This window comes from Synechococcus sp. 'PEA 65AY6A-5F PE A' (genome assembly GCF_047462575.1).
Classification (GTDB): Bacteria; Cyanobacteriota; Cyanobacteriia; order Thermostichales; family Thermostichaceae; genus Thermostichus.
Genome location: NZ_JAOALE010000005.1, coordinates 46268 through 64327 on the forward strand (window position 1 = coordinate 46268; position 18060 = coordinate 64327).

General features: G+C 60.9%; 10 protein-coding genes. 5 read left to right on the top strand and 5 right to left on the bottom strand.

Annotation, left to right across the window (positions count from 1 at the left end; translation table 11 throughout):
• The first annotated feature begins 83 nt into the window (after positions 1-83).
• From lysA to GG26_RS03035, 3 genes are all read left to right on the top strand, one after another.
• Positions 84-1460: a diaminopimelate decarboxylase gene (lysA, locus tag GG26_RS03025; protein WP_011431665.1), complete on the top strand. Its 1377-nt coding sequence runs from the start codon at positions 84-86 to the stop codon at positions 1458-1460.
• A 235-nt stretch (positions 1461-1695) separates the two neighbouring features.
• Positions 1696-2619 (top strand): diadenylate cyclase CdaA, encoded by a 924-nt coding sequence (cdaA, locus tag GG26_RS03030; RefSeq protein WP_011431664.1) that lies wholly within the window; start codon positions 1696-1698, stop codon positions 2617-2619.
• A 5-nt stretch (positions 2620-2624) separates the two neighbouring features.
• Entirely contained in the window at positions 2625-3371 is a 747-nt protein-coding gene (locus GG26_RS03035) for an isoprenyl transferase (RefSeq protein WP_011431663.1), read from the top strand.
• Between the two features lie 159 nt (positions 3372-3530).
• Here the strand turns inward: GG26_RS03035 and GG26_RS03040 are convergent, their stop codons facing one another.
• From GG26_RS03040 to GG26_RS03060, 5 genes are all read right to left on the bottom strand, one after another.
• Complete coding sequence (locus GG26_RS03040) at positions 3531-4130, bottom strand: CPP1-like family protein (RefSeq protein ID WP_099813293.1); 600 nt, start codon at positions 4128-4130, stop codon at positions 3531-3533.
• 33 nt (positions 4131-4163) lie between these two features.
• Positions 4164-5390, bottom strand: a complete 1227-nt coding sequence (locus GG26_RS03045) for a cysteine desulfurase family protein (RefSeq protein WP_011431661.1) — start codon at positions 5388-5390, stop codon at positions 4164-4166.
• Positions 5391-5739: 349 nt separating this feature from the next.
• The gene (rodA, locus tag GG26_RS03050; RefSeq protein ID WP_414388821.1) at positions 5740-7050 is read right to left on the bottom strand and encodes a rod shape-determining protein RodA; all 1311 of its coding nucleotides are present in this window, start codon (positions 7048-7050) and stop codon (positions 5740-5742) included.
• A 90-nt stretch (positions 7051-7140) separates the two neighbouring features.
• Positions 7141-11763 carry an NINE protein gene (locus GG26_RS03055; protein WP_414388823.1) on the bottom strand — a complete coding sequence of 1541 codons (4623 nt, stop codon included), beginning with the start codon at positions 11761-11763 and terminating at the stop codon, positions 7141-7143.
• 410 nt (positions 11764-12173) lie between these two features.
• Positions 12174-13706: an ABC transporter ATP-binding protein gene (locus tag GG26_RS03060; RefSeq protein ID WP_099834726.1), complete on the bottom strand. Its 1533-nt coding sequence runs from the start codon at positions 13704-13706 to the stop codon at positions 12174-12176.
• 119 nt (positions 13707-13825) lie between these two features.
• Here GG26_RS03060 and GG26_RS03065 point away from each other — a divergent pair, with 119 nt between their 5' ends.
• The gene (locus GG26_RS03065) at positions 13826-14824 is read left to right on the top strand and encodes a ribose-phosphate pyrophosphokinase (protein ID WP_011431657.1); all 999 of its coding nucleotides are present in this window, start codon (positions 13826-13828) and stop codon (positions 14822-14824) included.
• 195 nt (positions 14825-15019) lie between these two features.
• Positions 15020-18052 (top strand): PAS domain S-box protein, encoded by a 3033-nt coding sequence (locus GG26_RS03070; RefSeq protein WP_414388826.1) that lies wholly within the window; start codon positions 15020-15022, stop codon positions 18050-18052.
• Positions 18053-18060 lie beyond the last annotated feature (8 nt).

The following is an 18060-nucleotide window of genomic DNA, read 5'->3' on the forward strand; positions in this document are numbered from 1 at the left end:
CTGGCAACAAGGGGCTTGAGGGCATTTGGCCAAACTGGAGAGAAAACTTGATAGGGTGGAGGACAGTCCCTTCACTTGTCCCTATGGTTTCAACCCTCGGCACTTCCACCTCCGTCGAACAAGTTTCTCCCAACCAGTCGCTATTGCCCCTGACCAGCCGCACCAACAGCCAGGGCCACCTGGAAATCGGCGGCTGCGACGTGGTAGAGCTGGTGCGCCAGTTTGGCTCTCCCCTCTACATCCTGGACGAGTGGACGTTGCGACACGCCTGCCGGCTCTACCGCGACACCTGGGCCCGCTGCTACCCTGGGGGATCCCAGGTCTTGTATGCTACGAAAGCCTGGAACTGCTTGGCCATCTGCGCTTTGGCCTTACAAGAAGGGCTGGGGCTGGACGTGGCCTCCGGCGGGGAGCTCTATACCGCTATTCAAGCAGGAGCCAGGGGTGAGGAGCTCTACCTGCACGGCAACGCCAAGTCGGCGGAGGAGCTGGCCATGGCCCTGGAGGTGGGCTGCACCCTGGTGGCCGATAGCCTCTACGAGCTACAGCAACTGGCCGCTCTGGCTACCCCTGCACGACCGGCCCGCTTGTTGGTGCGGGTCAACCCCGGCATTGACGTCCACACCCACGAGTACATCCGCACTGGCCAAACCGACAGCAAATTTGGCATCGGCCAGTGGCAACTGCCGGAGGTATTTGATTTTTTGGCAGCCCATCCCCAATTGCAATGCGTCGGGCTCCACGCCCACATCGGATCCCAGATCTTCGACCTACAAGGCCACCGGGATCTGGCAGGGGTACTGGCCCAGGTCTGGCGCCAAGGGCTGGAGAAGGGGCTGCCCTTGCAGGAGCTGAATGTGGGCGGCGGACTAGGGATCCGCTATGTCGAATCCGACGATCCCCCCTCCATTCCGGAGTGGGTGGAAGCCGTGGCCACTGCAGTGCAGCAGAGCTTCACCGCCGCCGGGATCCCGCTGCCCAAGGTGCTCTGCGAGCCTGGACGGTCTGTGGTTGGGCCAGCGGCTGTAACCGCCTACACTTTGGGGGGCAAGAAGTGGATCCCGCCCAGCGAAGACCTTCCCGAAGGGCGTCTCTACGTCACCATTGACGGCGGCATGTCCGATAACCCCCGCCCTATCACCTACGGAGCCCGCTACACCGCCCTTCTGGCCAACCGCCCTGAGGCCGAGGCCACCCAGCGGGTGACAGTGGCCGGCAAACACTGCGAGTCGGGGGATGTGCTCTTGAAAGATGTGCTTTTGCCCAACCCAGCGCCCGGCGAAGTCCTAGTTGTGTTGACCAGCGGGGCCTACAACTACAGCATGGCCTCCAATTACAACCGCTTCCCTCGGCCCGCGGCAGTGCTGGTCAACCAAGGGAAGGCCCAGTTGATCCTGCGGCGGGAAACTTATGCAGATCTGATCCGTCAGGACATCTTACCGGAGCGGTTGCAGCGGTGAAGGGCAGAGACGGCTGCCTGTAACCGTTGCCGTTGAGGGCGGGGCCCGGCTTTCTCTGCAGCGGCGACCCCGCTGGCTCTGGGGCAGGAAAGACTGGAAGACAGGTAGGAGGTGAGTGGTAGGCTGGTCAGGGGGCCGCAGTCCAACAGGGGTTCCGGAGCCAAAAGGTTCTGGGGCGCAGGATGGCGTAGGCAAAGGGTCCGCAACGAGGGGAGCGTGAACGGGGTTTTTCGGCATGCTGGCGGCCTTATGGGCTTGGCTACAGCAATTTAATGTTCTCAGCCTGTTGGACTGGGCTCTGGCCGTCTTGCTATTGGCTTTGGCCCTCTATTACACCCGCGAGAGCCGGGCCGGGGTGCTGGTGCGGGGGTTTATGGTGCTGCTGGTCCTGTATCTGGCCACCGCCTCGCTGCCGCTGGTGCACCTGATTTTGGATCGCTTGCTCCTGGCCGCGGCTGTGGCGATGGGGGTACTCTTTCAGCCGGAGTTTCGGCGGCTCCTGGAGCAACTGGCGAGGGCCATCTGCGTTGAGTGGCCGAACAGCACAGACGATGACGAGGATGACCCTAAGGAGGATTTGGTGGAGGAGGTGGTGCAGGCGGTGCGAGAACTCTCCCAAAATCGGACAGGGGCGCTGATTGTCATCGAGCCAGATCAGCCCATTGACTCGCGGGTGTTCACCGATAAAGGGGTTCCTCTCCAGGCGCGGGTGTCCCGGGAGCTCTTACAGACGATCTTCCAGACCTCGACGCTCCTGCACGATGGGGCTGTAATTATCCATCGGGATCGGATTCGCGCGGCAGGGGTGATCCTGCCGGTTTCGGAGCGAACTGCCTCTCGCCAACTGGGCACGAGGCACCGGGCGGCGATGGGGATCACAGAACAGGCCAATTGCTTGTGTATTGTGGTCTCAGAGGAGACGGGATCCATCTCACTGGCAGAAGGCGGACGCCTCGAGCGACCTCTGACCAGTGCCAAGCTCCACGAACTGCTGGTGCAGCGGTTGCGCCATCCGCGCGAAGCCAAAAAACGGGATGCTCCTCTGCAGGGATTGTGGGCCCACCCGTGGATTCACAATGGGCTGTTGCGCTGGTGGGGATCCCTGCCAGATCTAGCCAAACTCCTTCGCAAACCTGAGAAAACCCTTCCTAAAGACTGATCCGCATGACCCTTTCTCCTGTCCATCTTCTGCAGTTGCCTGCCGACCTAGATCCGCAGTTATTGCCCCGCCATGTGGCAGTGGTCATGGATGGTAACGGGCGGTGGGCGCAAAAACGAGGCTTGCCCCGCAGTGTCGGGCATCAGCGCGGGGTAGCGGCTTTGAAGGAGTTGCTCCGCTGCTGTCACGATTGGGGGATCCCCCTCCTCACCGCCTACGCCTTCTCCACGGAGAACTGGGGCCGCGCCCGCGAGGAGGTGGATTTCCTCATGACCTTGTTCGAGCAGGTGCTGTGGCAGGAACTGGCGGAAATGGTGCAGCAGGGGGTGCGCATCCAGTTTGCCGGCCAGTTGTCGGCCCTGCCCCGATCTTTGCAGGACACGATCCTGCATGCGGTGGAACGCACCCAGCACAACGAGGGCATTTGCCTGACGGTGGCCCTCAACTACGGCGGCAGACAGGAGATCGTGCAGGCTTGCCGCTCGATTGCCACCCTGGTGCAGCAGGGGCTTTTGCAACCGGATCAGATCGACGAGGCCCTCTTTTCCCAATTTCTCTACACCACTGGCTTGTCGGATCCCGACCTGTTGATCCGCACCAGCGGCGAGATGCGCATCAGCAACTTCCTGCTCTGGCAGATGGCCTACACCGAGCAGTACTTCACCCCCATCCTCTGGCCGGATTTCGACCGCGCCGCCTTTCACCAAGCCCTGCTCAGCTATCAGTCGCGGCAGCGGCGCTTCGGCAGATAAGACCTTGACGGATCCCCGCCTGGTCAAATCCAACTAGGGGCCGACCCAAGCGCTCCTGCCCTCACCCCCAACCCCTCTCCCTCAGGGAGAGGGGAGTTAGGGAACGACTTAGATGGACAGGCAGCACATATGTAGGAATGTGTACCTGAAGCCCCCCAGCTAGCGCAGAAAGCTTGTGACCAGCCACATCACCGCAAACGTGATCCCCACCAACAGGGCGCCGGGGGCATCGCCGCCGGTGAGGGGAAGGGCAATGGCGTAGGCCAACATCAGTCCCAGGCTCAGTCCTGCCAGCGCCAAGAGAAAAGCGCGAAGGAAGCGGCGCTCTTTGCGGTACAGGAAATAGATACAGGCCATCAGCCCCAGCGCCAGTTGCAGGGAGGGATACTCATCGGGAGCCAAGACAACCCAACCCACCAGTCCTCCCAGCAACACGGCGGGCCAGAGCATATCCGGGGCAGAGGGGCTATCCAGCCAGCGGCTGATCCAGGGGGGATTTTGGGCAGCGGGACGGGGCAAACTCGGTTCTGTCTCTGGACGGGCAGCCCGCTGTTCAGCGTAGCGAATGCGGTCGGGGACGGCGATCTTGCCCTCCTTGCGCAGGCGCAGGCGCTGCATCAGGATGGCGTCGTAGGCTTGTTCCACCCGCTCCTGCTGCTGTTCATCCGCACCCAAGCTGGCCAGGAGCCGTGCCCGCGCCGATTGGATCTCCTCAAAGGAGGCTTCTTCGCTGACTCCCAACACTTGATAGGGACTCATCTCAGCCATAACGACCAGCCCTGTAACTCTCTATCACCTTAGCCCAGCCGCCAATTCAGCGGCAGGAGCCGCTGGCAGGGGTTGGGTTGCCTTCTCCTCAAGGGATCCAGCGCCCGCAGCCGAGAGGAGAAGAGCCCGCAGCGACTGCGCCACCTGTTCAACTGCGGCTTGGGTGGTGGCCTTGCCCAGGCTGAGGCGGATGGATCCCAGGGCCTCGGCCTCGGAATAGCCCATGGCCAAAAGGATGCGGCTGGGGATCCGTTGGCCGCTGCTACAGGCAGAGCCGGCGCTGATGGCGATCCCCTGGCGGCTCATCTCCCTCACCAGCACATTCCCCGGCATGGCGGCAGTGCAGTAGCTGAGGTGGTGGGGCAGGCGTTGCTCCAGATCCGAGGGGCCAGTTAGCCGCAAACCTGGCACAGAGGCCAGCAACTGGGCCAGCTGCCGTTGCAACTGCCGCAGGCGGGCCGTCTCCTGCTGCAGCTCTTGGGCTGCCAAGGCCGCTGCCACCCCTAGACCGACAATGGCAGGGATCCCCTGGGTGCCAGCTCGCAGCCGCCGTTCTTGCCCGCCCCCCCGCAGCAGCGGTTGCAGCTCCACCCCCGGGCGTACGTAGAGCGCCCCCACCCCCTGCGGCCCGTAAAGCTTATGCCCAGACAGGGAGAGCAGGTCCACCGGCAGTTGCGCCAGATCCAAGGGGATCCGCCCCACCGTCTGCACCGCGTCGGTGTGGAAGAGAACTCCCGCCTGGCGACAGAGGCGGCCCAGCTCGGCAATGGGCTGCAGGGATCCCACCTCATTCTGGCCGTGGACGATGGAGACCAGCACGGTGGTGGGCTGCAGCGCCCGGAGCAGGGTTTGGGGATCCACCTGGCCGGCGGCGTTCACCGGCAGGCGGGTTACCTTCCAGCCTTGGGCCTGCAAGCGGCGGGCGGCATTCTCCACCGAGGCGTGCTCGACGCTGGAGATGATCAGGTGCTGGGGAGTGGAGTAGCGCTGCGCCACCCCAAACAGGGCCAGGTTGTTGGACTCCGTCCCGCCGGAGGTAAACAGCAGCGTCTCCGGCTCACAGTTGAGCAGCTCGGCCACCTGCTGCCGCGCCCGTTCCATGGCCATGGCCGCCCGTTCGCCCCAAGCGTGCAAGCTGGAGGGGTTGCCCCAACTTTCCTGCATCGCCAGCCGCATGGCCTCGATCACCTCCGGCCGAGGCGGAGTGGTGGCGCTGTGGTCAAAGTAAAGCGCGGGATCGAGAGGCGACATGGGAGCTTGACAACCCAGGACTCGATGTCCCCATCTTAGTGCTGGCGCGTTGGCAATTTACACCCCTTGCCGCAGGCGTTGCAGTCGTGCCAGCTCTTTAGGCGGGAGGGGGTTTTGGGCAGCGTCTGACTACCCCACCGCATAGGCAAGTGGGGTAGGTGCATCGAGATCTCAACCGCGCCAGGGCCCTCCAGGAGAGAGGACGAAAAGACTAGGAGGGAGTAGAAGCAGGGGTCGATCCCTGGCTCGTCAGCAGCGTTGCGCGCGGATAGGAGAGCGCTGCGGAGCGGCATGGCTACCGACCTGAGCCAGCGTCGCCAGAAAAGGAGGGGGAAGAAAACTCTTGAAATTACCTGAATAAGGTGGTGCGTTGGCGGTGCATGACCACCGATTCCACCAGGCCAATGGCCAGAAAGTTGGTCAGCAGAGCCGAGCGGCCATAGCTCAAAAAAGGCAGGGGCAGGCCGGTGATGGGGGCCAGGCCGATGGTCATGCCGATATTGACAACTGCCTGAAAGAGGATCATGGCCAGCACCCCGATGGCAATTAGGGAGCCAAAATTGTCCTTGGCCCCCTGGGCAATCCAGATGAGCCGTGCACAGAGAATCCAAAACAGAATCAGCACCGTCAGGGTGCCGACAAAGCCCATCTCTTCCCCAATGGCCGAGAAAATGAAGTCGGTGTGCTGCTCGGGGATGAAGTCCAGTTGGGTTTGGGTGCCCTGCTGGATGCCACGGCCCCAGAGCCCGCCGGCCCCGATGGCGATGCGGGACTGAATCAGGTGGTAGCCAGATCCCCAGGGCTCTTGCATGGGATCGATGAAGATCTCCAGCCGCCGCCGCTGGTAGGGCTTGAGGATGTGCCAGGCCGCCTGGCCCAGATGCCCGGAGAGCAGGTTGAGCACTCCAAAGGTCATCGCTCCTGTCCACCGCCAAGGCAGCCGCCAAGCCGCCAGGCTCGCCATGCCCAAGCACCAGATCAGCCAGACCCAGAGCATCCAGCTCAGCTCGGGGCGGGTGTGCAGGCCGTAGAGGATGGCCCCCACCCCCGGCGACAGCAGCAAAAGGATCCAACTGCCCTTGGCCCCGGCCCAGTAGAGCATGGCCAGCAAGATGGCCACAAACACCAGGGCCGTGCCCAAGTTGGGCTGTAGGAAGATCAAAACCCAAGGAGGGGCGATGACGGCAACGGCCACCCAAATTTGGCTGAAGTATTTGATCGGCCAGTGGTGCAAAATGGCCGCCAGGGTAATAATGACCCCCAACTTGGCAAACTCGGAAGGCTGCACCTGGACGCCGGCAATGGAGATCCACCGCTCCGCCCCCCCTCCTGCCGTGCCGAAAAAGAGCACTGCAATTAAACCTGCCAAGGTCAGGCCATAGGTAAACCAGTGCCAGCGCAGCAGCCGCTCATAGGGGATCCGCGCCACCATCGCCAAAAACACCAGGCTGATCCCGGCCATGATCAACTGCTGCAGCCAATAGTGGCTGATAGGACGCTCCCAGACTGCGCTGCGGATGGCAAGAATGCCGATGCCTGTCAAGGCCAGCACCGTGGCCAGCAACATGCCATCGAACTCGCGCCAAGGAGCCAAGATCTGCCGCAGAAGCTTTTTCCACCTAGGCTGAGAAGACACCTTTGGGTCAACGTTGCCCAGCAATAGACCCCATCCTCCAAAGCAAGGCCAGCACCAGTTTGACATGCCCCTTGCCCCACTGGCTCACTCTCGACCCCTCTCCCACGGGGGGAGCTATTCCCAGCTCTGCAGTTGCCCTAGCCAAGCGGAGAGGCGGGATCCCACCTCTTCTCGACGCCCTTCAAGATTGGCTGCCGTCCAAATCAGAAGCAGGCCCAGCAGGATCCCAGTGGCCCAGAACAGCAGCGAATAAGCTGTCACCAGTAGCCATCCCTGCCGCAGGATCCCCAGCCCAAAAGCCAGCGTGCCCACGAAGAGATAAGCTCTTACCCGCAAGGCCAAGCCCAGCAGACCCAAAGCTAAGCCCAGCCCCACCGGCCAAAATCCCGCCCACAGTTGCCCGTGGGTTTCCACCATCACCACCAGCAGCCATGTGCCCAAGGAAACTAGCCGCAGCCAATGTCGCCCCTGTCGCCCGCTGGCTTCCTGTAATCCCGGATCCACCTGAGCCACATAGAGCAGGGATCCCACCAGGGGCAGGGCATAGAACGTCAGGGAAGCCCAATCCTGATGCCAGCCGTAACTCCACAGGATCCAGTTGCTCAAGAACAGGCTGACATAGCCCAGGCGCACTTGGGATCTCCAGATAGCCAGCAGGGCATAGTAGGTTGCCCCCAGCAGCAGATTAAGGGTGTTATTTCCTCCCGCGGTTACCAGAAAAGCGGCCAGGGGCAGCACCAAGGCTGTATTCTGCCAAGGAGCCGCCGGCCAGCCCCACCGTCGCCAGGGCAAGCCGTGGTAAACCAGCCCCAGCCCACAGAGCAGGGATCCGGCCCACCGCGCTATTGATAGCTGTGGCAGCCCCAGGAACACACTGCCCAGCAGAACCCCAGCCCCCTGCCAAGCACTGAGGTAACCCCAGACCGTTGGCGCCCAATTTTGCTCTGTTGGAGATTCTAGAGTTGAGGTTCTCGCCTGTCCGGCGGCATAGGCCACCAGGCCGGATCCCGTCAGCACCCAGAGGAGCTGTCCCCAACGGCTGAGGCGAGGATCGAAAAGGGCAGACCAGAGGACAAGGCTGGCCAGAGCCCAGTTGGCCAAGGCCATCCAGCGCAACCCAGCTCTTTTAAGCTGCAGGGTCGCCGCCAGCCAAGGGGGACAAAAGCCGTAGCCCCAGGCCAAGCTCAGCCCTAACAGAGCGATCAACACCAACCCATTTGCCAGGGATCCCCCAGTTCGCTGGCTGAGGAAGTAAAGCCAGCTCTCGTAGGCGGCCACAGACACGCCCCAAGCGCCCAGGAGCCCTTTCCAGTTGGCAGGACGGAGGTCTTCCCGGCCTTGCTCTTGCGCCCGTTGGACCGCCTGTCGACGCCCCAGGCCCAGCAACACGATGGAGAGACCTAAGCTGCCCAAGCCCGTTACCTCACTCCACTGGGCATGGGATCCCAGCCAGCCCAAGCCGGCATAGATCAGCGGCGCTGTCCCCCAGCAACTCAGAGCCTTGACCCGCTGCAGGAGTTGTCCCCCTGAGGACTCCGTCCCACCAGCGCGATCGGGCCGCTCAAAGAGGAGTTTCTCCGGCCCAATCCAAAAGAGGATCCCCAGGCTCAGATTGATGACGGCAAGCAGAGGGGCAACAGGACGGGATCCCTGCACAGCCCACAACACGCCGCTTGCCGCCAGTAGCTCCAAAGCCCAGCCCAGCCCGTACAACAACCCATCCATCTGACCCTTGATCTGGCCAGATGAAAGGGCTTGGGCAATTTCAGGGGCATCCCCTGTCGGAGAGGACTCCGTCCCGCTAGCGCTAGGGGGGAGGGTCGGAGAGGATCCCGTCTCGGCAATGGGAGCAGAGAAGACCGGAGCAACCTCTACCCAAAGTCGGAGACCAATGGCCAGCCAGGTAACCCCAGAGGCCAGCGGTATGGCTGCCGAGAAAGCAGGGGGCGAGGAAGGGGTGAAGAGGGCCGCCGCGGTGGGCAACGTTAGGGAGAGCAAGAGCACCAACCCCAAGGGTATACCCCAGCCATCCAGGGCTGGCCGGTAAGCGGCTTGCAGGCGAGAAGAGAGGTGCCGGATGCCGTAGCGACAGCCGCTCAAGAGCAACAGCAGCGCTGCCAAAACCAGCAGCCATTCCGCTTCCGTAAGTGTCGGCAAGAGCCGGCTGATCCCCACCAGGCCGAACCCTGAGCCGAAGGCCACCGCCAGCAGGGCTTCCCCCTCTGCTCCAGGAGTAGGGGAACTTGGCAAGGGACAAGCCCATAGCCACACCTGGGTAGCTAGCAGCAGCAACCCCAGCCCTAGCCCGAGCAGATCCGGGCCCGGCCTGCCCAAGGTGAGCAACTGCGCCATCACCAGCGAGAGCACGGCCCAAAGACGCAGGGATCCCCGCACTGGGATCCCCTGCCGCCAGGAAAGGGATCCCAATCCCCCTTGCTCTGGGCTCTGCAGCCAGCGGGGCATGAACTCCAGGGGGGGCAGGGCCAATACCTGAGCTGCCGTTAAAGCAAGAGGCACCAGCAGCCACAGCCAGCCCATGGATTGTTCACCAGTCGCAGACGAATCAAGGAACCGTTGCAGCAAAAACGCCAAGTAGCTGGATCCCACCAGCACCAGCCCTATGCCATCTGCACTTCGCTGCCACAGCTCCGCAGGCACTCCCCAAAAAAAGCGCTCTGACCCACCCAGAGCTACCCGCCCTGCCCATTGCAATAGGCCCACCAGCAGCAGAACCACTCCCCAACTGGACAGGCTAGTGCTCCGCACCGCTGGCGCGAACAAGTCGGGCAAAAGCCAGCGGATCCCGGCCAGCAGCGCCCCCACTCCGTAGGCGTGGGTCAGGAGTACCCAAAGAAAGTTGGGAGTTTCTCCTGATCTGGACTTTTGTTGTAGCCACCAGGCCAGGATCCCGGCGCTCAAAAGCAAGTGCCAAAAGCGAATGGCCGGATAGGGAAGGCTCAAGAGCAGCAGGGATCCCCCTAGCCCCAAAACCAAGCGCTCTGTTGGTTCCACCAGCCCAGAAAAGTCTGTCTCACCGGCTTCTGGACCGCTCCTCTGCCAGCGGGCCGCCAACCCCAGCCACAGCACCTCGTAGGGCAGCAGCGCCAACCCCAGCAAGCCCCAAGGGGAATCAAGGGGCTGAAACCAGTTGGTTACTGTAGCTACAACCTCTTGCCGCCAGCTTGCTGGCCACACCTGCCAAAAAGCCCAGCAAGTTTCCAGGCCCAGCAAGAACAGCAACGTCAAATGCACCCTAAGGACTTCGTCCCGCTGGGGCGACTGGGTGTGTCGGCGCAAGCGCCCGATTAAGACATGGATCCCCAGCAGGCTAATCCCCAGCAACTGCCAGCCGCTGAAAGGGCTCTCCGCCAAGCCAATGGCAGCCAGCAGCCAGCCCACCACCAACAGCACCCAGCTCCCCTCCCACCAGCGGGAGAGCGTCCCCTCCTGAGCGCCTTCTGCTACGACGTCCGGGGATCCCTGGGGCCATTCCGCTGCTAGCCAACCCAACAGGGCCACCGCCAACCCCAACTGCGGCACTTGGACATGCCCAGACAGCAGCCCCCGTAGGATTAACAGGGATCCGGCAGCCCCGATTAGCCAGATCTTGGAGCCCCGTAATTCCCGAGACCGGCGGCTCCAGGTGTAAATCACGGTGCTGAGGATCCCCAGATACAGGATCCCCAGGACAAAAGCAGGGCGAAGCTCCTGCGGCCCCAAGCTCCAGAAAGCGTGCAAGCCAGAGAGGGCCAAAAAGTTCACCAAGGTTCCGTAAAAGGCATTGGGCTCCACACCGCTGTCGCGAAAGCCGGCACCTGAACCCAGCGAGCGCACCCGACCCTCAGCCGTCAACGGGATCCCCAGCAGCAAGCCCAGCGCCAGGATGCGGATCCCCCAAAGGATCCCCAGCCCATCCAGGGCCCACACGTTCACCGGCACCAGCAGCAGGGCAATAGCCTCCAAGGTTTGACCGGTTAGACGCAGCCCTTCCTGCCGTTGGATCCATCCAGCACCTACCCCAAAAGCCGCCGTATAGGCCAAGAGCACCCCATACTGAGCAGTTGGAGAAAATTGCTCCCAGTGGCTGGCCGCCAGCACCCCCGAGGACACCACCACCAAAAACAGGCCCAGCAGCAACAGCCAAGCCACGCTCAGCTCTGACAGCAAGTTCCGCAGCAAAACAGCCAGCGCCGAGGTAGGGGGGGGCAAGGACTCCGTCCGAGTAGCGCGAGTGGATTGAGGGGCAGCTTGGGGCTCTTCTCCCCCCTCGACCGCAGGTTCCTCAACCCCAGATCCGGCCAGGCGAGCATTTCTTTCTCGCACCATCCCTGGGATCCAAATCAAATCCAGGAGCTGTCCGATCCCCAGCAGCCCAAAGGTCAACAGCCAGAGCAAACCCGTCCGCCAGCGGCCCAGATAAAAACGGTGCAGGCCACAGATGCCAAACAAACCCAAAATCCAGAGCACGTAGGCCGAGCCAAGACGAGCCGGGATCTCGTCGCTGGGGGAAACTGCCGCTGACCTTGGTTCCTCCCCCTCTAGCCGATACTGCTCCACCAGCAAGCGAAAGTGCTCTGGAGTCAGCAAGCTCAGCTCCAGCCAGGCCCGCAAACCCTGCAAGACTTGCTGCCGGGATCCCTGAACGGTGAGCTCCAAAAGGACTTGCTCCGAGGAGGGCGAGCGGTCAGATTGCAGCTCCTCTGCTCCTGGAGGCAAGAGGTGATCCTGGGATCCCATGGCCAGATTCCTTGAGCAAAAGGCTTGGGGCTACTGCTACTCTAAGCCTTGCTCTAGCCGGTTGCCATGCCGTTCTCAAATCCTTCTGATACATTTACGCTGAACACTGCTGAACATCACTGTTCAACTATGCAGCGATAGCATTCTGTTTGTTTCCAAACAGAATGGCGGTATCCCGCAAAGCTTTGAGTAGAATACCCAAAGCGCAGTTTCCGTGTCGTCTTACTACCAATTTTCTGCTTTGCTTTGGCTACCATGTTGGCAGACTCGAAAGTAAACAGAAAGATCAACTGGTAGTAATCCGTACTGAACATATTATACATTATTTTCAGTATGGTTGAGCTTATTATTGACTAGAGTCATGCTCTTGCTCCGGCAGAGTGTCAGTTCCTGCTGATGCGACCAGCCCTCTAAACCTCAGTTGGGATCCCTGGGATCTCGCTGCTGTGAGTGCTGCGCAAGACGGGAAGCGTCATCATCTGTCCCAGGCGTGAAACGGTGAGCTCCGCCGCCGGAATGGGTTCCGAGACCTGTCCGCCGCTGAACACCATCACTCGGTCGCTGTACTGCAGGATCTCGTCCAAATCCGCCGAGGCAAAAAGAATAGCCGTACCCGCTTGGGTGCGTTCCAGCAATTGCCCCCAGACCCACAGCGCCGACTCAATGTCCAACCCTCGCGTTGGGTGCTCCATCAGCAAAAGACTCAGGGGTGTGGGCAAGAGAGCCAACTGGCTGCGCTGCTGGTTGCCCCCCGAGAGTTGCTCCACCCGGCTGTAGGGGTGACCGCGAATGCTGAAGTGTTCAATGGCCGCTTGGGCCTGTTGACGGGCCAGAGCCCAGTTGATCCAGGGATCCTGCTGCTGGAGGGCAAAATGCTCCTGCAAGGTTAAGCCGGGGATCAGCCCTTCCCGCAGCCGATCCGCCGGAGAAAACCCCACCCCACAGCGCAGGTAGTCGCCGTAAGGACGGCCCGTCATCTCCTGCCCCCCCAACAGAATCCGGCCACGCCTGGGCGGCAACAACCCTGCACAGGTGAGCAGGAAAGAGCGTTGCCCACTGCCTTCCAAACCGGCCAACCCAATCACTTCCCCCGGCTGCACCGCCAGATCTGGCAAAGCCAAGGCAAACGGCTCATGCCGCACCACCAGGGAGCGCAACTCCAACAGGGGATCCGCTCTCCTTTGCGGAGAATGGGGCCGAGCTGGGGGTGTCAACTCCCGCCCGAACATCCAATCGATCAACTGCTGTTCCAACAGGGCAATGTCCTCACCTCTAACAGGCAGCTCCCCTACCACCTCCCCCTGCCGCATCACCGTCACCCGATCGCAAAGGCACTCCACATCGGCCAGCTTGTGGGAGACGAAGATCACCGATTTGCCCTGCTCCGCCAACCTTCTCAGAGCCGCGAACAGAAGATCTTTTTGCGCTGCAGAAATGCCCGTCGTTGGCTCATCCAAAATCAAGGTGTTGATCCCCAGGGAAAGCAACCGCAGCATTTCCAGTTGTTGCCGTTCCCCCACCGTCAAGCTGCCGATGGCTCCATCGGGGTTGAGGTTGAAACCAAACTCTTCACAGGCTTTCTCAAGACGTTTCCGGCTTTCTCGCAGCCCCAAACCCAAGCGCCCCCGCTGCCCGGCAATAAAGTTTTCTAGTACCGTCAGAGAAGGAAAATCCAAGGGATCCTGGTGCAACATGCCAATGCCCAGACGAATGGCCGCTGCAGGGCTGTTGATGCGAACCGGTTGCCCATCAATCCAAATCTCCCCCTGATCGCAGCGCAGAAAGCCGCTCAGGATCTTAACTAAGGTACTTTTGCCGGCCCCATTCTCCCCAAGCAGGCCGTGGATTGTGCCCGCCTCCACCCGCAAGGACACATCGCGGTTCGCCTGTACCGCCCCAAAACGCTTGTGGATGTGCAGCAGCTCGACCTTCATTCTGCTCATAGTAACCTGCCTCCCCAGAAAATCCCCAAGAATACAGTTGCTGAGGTTGCAAGTGCTGGTGCTACGATAGCGACAGCTCGCCGTTAGGCGTTGGCTGCGGACGAGTTCAGCATCGATCTGTGGTTCGCCCTGCACCCCTTCTTCGCCCTTCCCCCCTGCCACCCATCTCGGATAGCAACCGCCTCAAAATCTTCTCAGGCAGCGCTAACCCGGCTCTGGCTCAAGAGGTGGCGCGTTACTTGGGCATGGATCTGGGCCCGATGTTGCGCAAGCGCTTTGCCGATGGCGAGCTGTACATCCAAATTCAGGAGTCGATCCGGGGTGCCGATGTCTACTTGGTGCAGCCCACCTGCCGCCCGGTCAACGATCACCTGATGGAGCTGTTGGTGATCATCGACGCCTGCCGCCGCGCCTCGGCCCGCCAGATCACCGCCGTCTTGCCCTACTACGGCTACGCCCGCGCCGACCGCAAAACCGCCGGACGGGAAGCCATCACCGCCAAGCTGGTGGCCAACATGATCACCCAGGCGGGAGCCCACCGGGTGCTGGCCATGGATCTCCACTCGGCCCAGATCCAGGGCTACTTCGACATCCCCCTCGACCACGTCTATGCCCAGCCGGTTCTGCAGGCCTACCTCAAAGAAAAAGGCCTGCTCGACGAGGATATTGTGGTCGTCTCTCCCGATGTAGGGGGAGTAGCGCGGGCTCGCGCCTTTGCCAAAAAACTCAAGGAAGCCCCGCTGGCGATTATCGACAAGCGCCGCCAGGCCCACAACGACGTGGAAGTCATGAACCTCATTGGCGATGTGCGCGGTAAAATCGCCATCCTTGTGGATGACATGATCGATACGGCGGGCACCATTTCCGAAGGGGCAAAGTTGCTGCGCAAGTCGGGAGCCAAGGCGGTTTACGCTTGCGCCATTCACCCGGTCTTTTCCGATCCCGCCATCGAACGCCTGCAGGGCGGGCTGTTTGAAGAGGTGATCGTCACCAACACCATCCCCATCCCTCCAGAGCGGCATTTTCCAGGCTTAACCGTCCTCTCGGTGGCGAGCGTGCTGGGAGAAGCGATCTGGCGCATTCACGAAGACAGCTCCGTCAGCAGCATGTTTCACTAAAGTTTCTCCAGAGCATCGCTAAAGTATAGATAGGGGGTGCAGAACGGGCGTACCTGGAGGGGATCCCTTGCTTTTTGCCCTGTGAAGACCAACTCAACAGGTACCCCCCATCTATCCTGATGGACTGGGTAGAGCTAGCTTCCCAGCCGAGTTTTTCCCATGTCGCCTCCCATTTCTAGGTCACCAAGATCCGTTGTGAACGGTTGTGTTGCCGGGCAGGCCGCCGCCAGGGAAGAGCTGTCCCTTCCAACTGAACTGAAGACAGAGTCCGCTGCGGCGCTGTACCCGCTGTTGCAATTGCTGGGGCAACTGCTGAACGTACCCTGGGTCTATCTAGAACTGGTCCAGCCGGGATCCCATTCCGACTCGCCTGCAAAAGGGATCCTCTACCCCAACCCCCAGCAGATCCCCGGCAACGAGCCGCCCAACCCCATCGGCGGATCTTGGCCCTTTCAGGAAGCCTTTCCCCTGCTGGATGAGGGAGGGAGGCGGCTGGCAACACTTTACCTGCTGGGGGAGCGCCCCCGCCAACTGAGCCTCCCCGAACGGGGACAGATCGACCTCATCACCCTTAGCCTGCGACACATCCTGCTCCAGGCCCAGGAGCAGCGACAAGCCCTCGAGCAGCTCCAGACGCAACTGCAGCACAGCCGCAGCACCGCCGCCCGCTACCAGCCGATCTTCGAGAACGCCGTCGAAGGGATTTTTCAAACCACTCCAGAAGGGAAATATCTGGTGGCCAACCCGGCTCTGGCCCATATTTTCGGCTACGAATCCCCGGAAGATTTGATGCGCCACGTCTCCGATATCGGCACTCAGATCTACGGCGATCCAGAGCAGCGATCTGAGTTCGTACAGCGCATGCTGAAGGAAGGCCAGGTCGTGCACGCGGAGCAGCAGGTCTGCCGCAAGGACGGCAAAAAAATCTGGATTTCTTTAAACGCCCGCGCCCTGTACAACGAGCAGGGGGAGCCCCTCTATTTTGAAGGGTTTGTTACCGATATTACAGCCTCCCGCCAGCTTAAAGAACGGCAACAGCAACTGGAAGAAGCCCGCAGAGAGAGCGAACATCGTTTTTTGCAACTGGCTGAGAACAGCCAGCAACTGTTTTGGATTTCAACGCTCTGCGGCAAAGAGCTGATTTACGTCAGCCCCGCCTGTGAAGCCATTTGGGGCCTTTCCCCTGCAGAGGCCTACGCCAATCCCCAGGCCTGGATGCGCCGCATTCACCCTGACGATCGCTGGCTGTTCCCCGCCATTTTTCAAGCCCAACTTCAGGGCCAACCCACCGATGTGGTTTTTCGCCTCTGCCGCCCCGATGGCCGCCTCCTCTGGCTGCGAGAACGCACCTTTCCCATCCTCGACAAAGAGGGCAAGGTCTACCGGGTGGCAGGGATCGCCGAAGACATCACCGAGTCCAAGCAACTGGAAGCCGAACGTCGTCGTATAGAGCAAGCCTGGCAACAGAGCGCCAATCATTTCCGGCAGATCTTTGAGCTGGCTCCCAACGGCATTGCTCTGGTGGATCTGCAGGGGCGATTTATCCAGGTCAACGAGGCCTTTGCCCAGATCGTCGGCTACACCCCCGAAGAGTTGCAGCGTCGGCAACAACTGGACATCCTCCACCCCGACGATGTCAACCAACTGCTGGCGGCTAACGAGGCTCTCTTGACACGCAAAGTCTCCATCAGCCAGCGGCAGATTCGCTACATCCACCGTTCCGGCCAAGTTGTCCATGTGCTGTTCCAGGCCGCCCTGCTTACCGATGGAGCCGGCCAGCCCACCCAGTTTCTCAACCAGGTGATCGACATCAGCGCCCGCGTCGAGGCAGAAGTGGCCCTCAAAGAAAGCGAAGAACGCTTCCGCCAATCCTTTGAGTGGTCCCCCATCGCCAAGGCCATGACCCACCTGGATGGCACCTATTTTCAAATCAACGCCGCCTTTACCGAAACCCTGGGCTACACCCTAGAAGATCTCGAGGGGAAAACCGTCCTCGACATCACCCATCCCGACGACATCGCCGTCACCTTGGAGAGCACCAACCGCCTGCTGGCCGGCGAGGTGCACCACTGCGAACAGGAGCAACGCTACATTCACAAGAACGGGCAAATTGTCTATGCCCTTCTCCGCATCACCCTGGTGCGCACCGCCCAAGGGGATCCCAGCTACTTTCTCAGCCAAATTTTGGACATTACCGAGCGCAAGCAAGCCGAGGCAGCCCTTCGCCAAAGCGAGCTGAGTTTGCGGGGCATCTTTGAGCAGTCGGCCCTGGGCATTTCCATCGTCGATAGGCAGGGCCGTTACCTCAAGGTGAACCCCGCCCTGGAAGAGATCCTTGGCTACAGCGGCGCCGAATTGGTCAACAAGAGCTTCTGCGACCTCACCCACCCGGACGACCTCGAGGAAGATTGGCGACTCTTCCAGGAAGTTTTGAACGGCCAACGGGATCGCTACCACCTGGAAAAACGCTATATCCACTGCAGCGGCAAGGTGGTTTGGTGTCGCCTGGCAGTCTCAGCAGTGCGGGATCCCGAAGGCAAAAACCTCTTCATCATCGGCATCTCTGAAGACATTACCGAAGAAAAACGGGCGGAGCTGCAGATTCAGGCGGCCCTGCAGGAAAAAGAGATTCTGCTGCGGGAGATCCACCACCGCGTCAAAAATAACCTGCAAATCATCTCCAGCCTGCTGCGGCTCCAGGCGGATCAAATCAAAAGCCACAAGTATGCCCGCGTTTTTAAGGACGCCGGCAGCCGCATTCAGGCGATGTCTTTGATCCACGAGGGCCTGTACCAGTCCAACAACCTGGCTGCTGTGGATTTGAGGCAGTACCTCCACAATTTAATTTCTAATCTTTTCCACTCCTACGGCGTGAACCCCGAGATCATTCGCGCCAGCATCCGCGCCGAAGGGATCCGCCTCAACCTCGATGAGGCAGTTTTGTGTGGCCTGATCATCAACGAGCTGGTCACCAACAGCCTCAAATACGCCTTTCCCAAAGGCCGCAGCGGCCAGATCGACGTCCACTTTAAGCAAACCCGTACTTATACTCAGTTGCGCGTCTCTGACAACGGCATTGGCCTGCCCAGCAACTTCGATTTCAAGGAAACTCAATCTTTGGGTTTACAACTGGTTGCAACTCTCACCGATCAGCTCCAGGGCAAGATAGAATTGAGAAACAAGTCGGGTACCACTTTCATCATTACCTTTCCGAGGAGCCAGCCTTGAAGAAAGTT

What these genes read in the sequence shown, in the direction of transcription:
- GG26_RS03045 (WP_011431661.1), bottom strand. Translation starts at nt 5,390, where the DNA reads ATGTCGCCTCTCGATCCCGCGCTTTACTTTGACCACAGCGCCACCACT.
- GG26_RS03035 (WP_011431663.1), top strand. Translation starts at nt 2,625, where the DNA reads ATGACCCTTTCTCCTGTCCATCTTCTGCAGTTGCCTGCCGACCTAGAT.
- GG26_RS03055 (WP_414388823.1), bottom strand. Translation starts at nt 11,763, where the DNA reads ATGGGATCCCAGGATCACCTCTTGCCTCCAGGAGCAGAGGAGCTGCAA.
- cdaA (WP_011431664.1), top strand. Translation starts at nt 1,696, where the DNA reads ATGCTGGCGGCCTTATGGGCTTGGCTACAGCAATTTAATGTTCTCAGC.
- GG26_RS03040 (WP_099813293.1), bottom strand. Translation starts at nt 4,130, where the DNA reads ATGAGTCCCTATCAAGTGTTGGGAGTCAGCGAAGAAGCCTCCTTTGAG.
- GG26_RS03060 (WP_099834726.1), bottom strand. Translation starts at nt 13,706, where the DNA reads ATGAGCAGAATGAAGGTCGAGCTGCTGCACATCCACAAGCGTTTTGGG.
- lysA (WP_011431665.1), top strand. Translation starts at nt 84, where the DNA reads ATGGTTTCAACCCTCGGCACTTCCACCTCCGTCGAACAAGTTTCTCCC.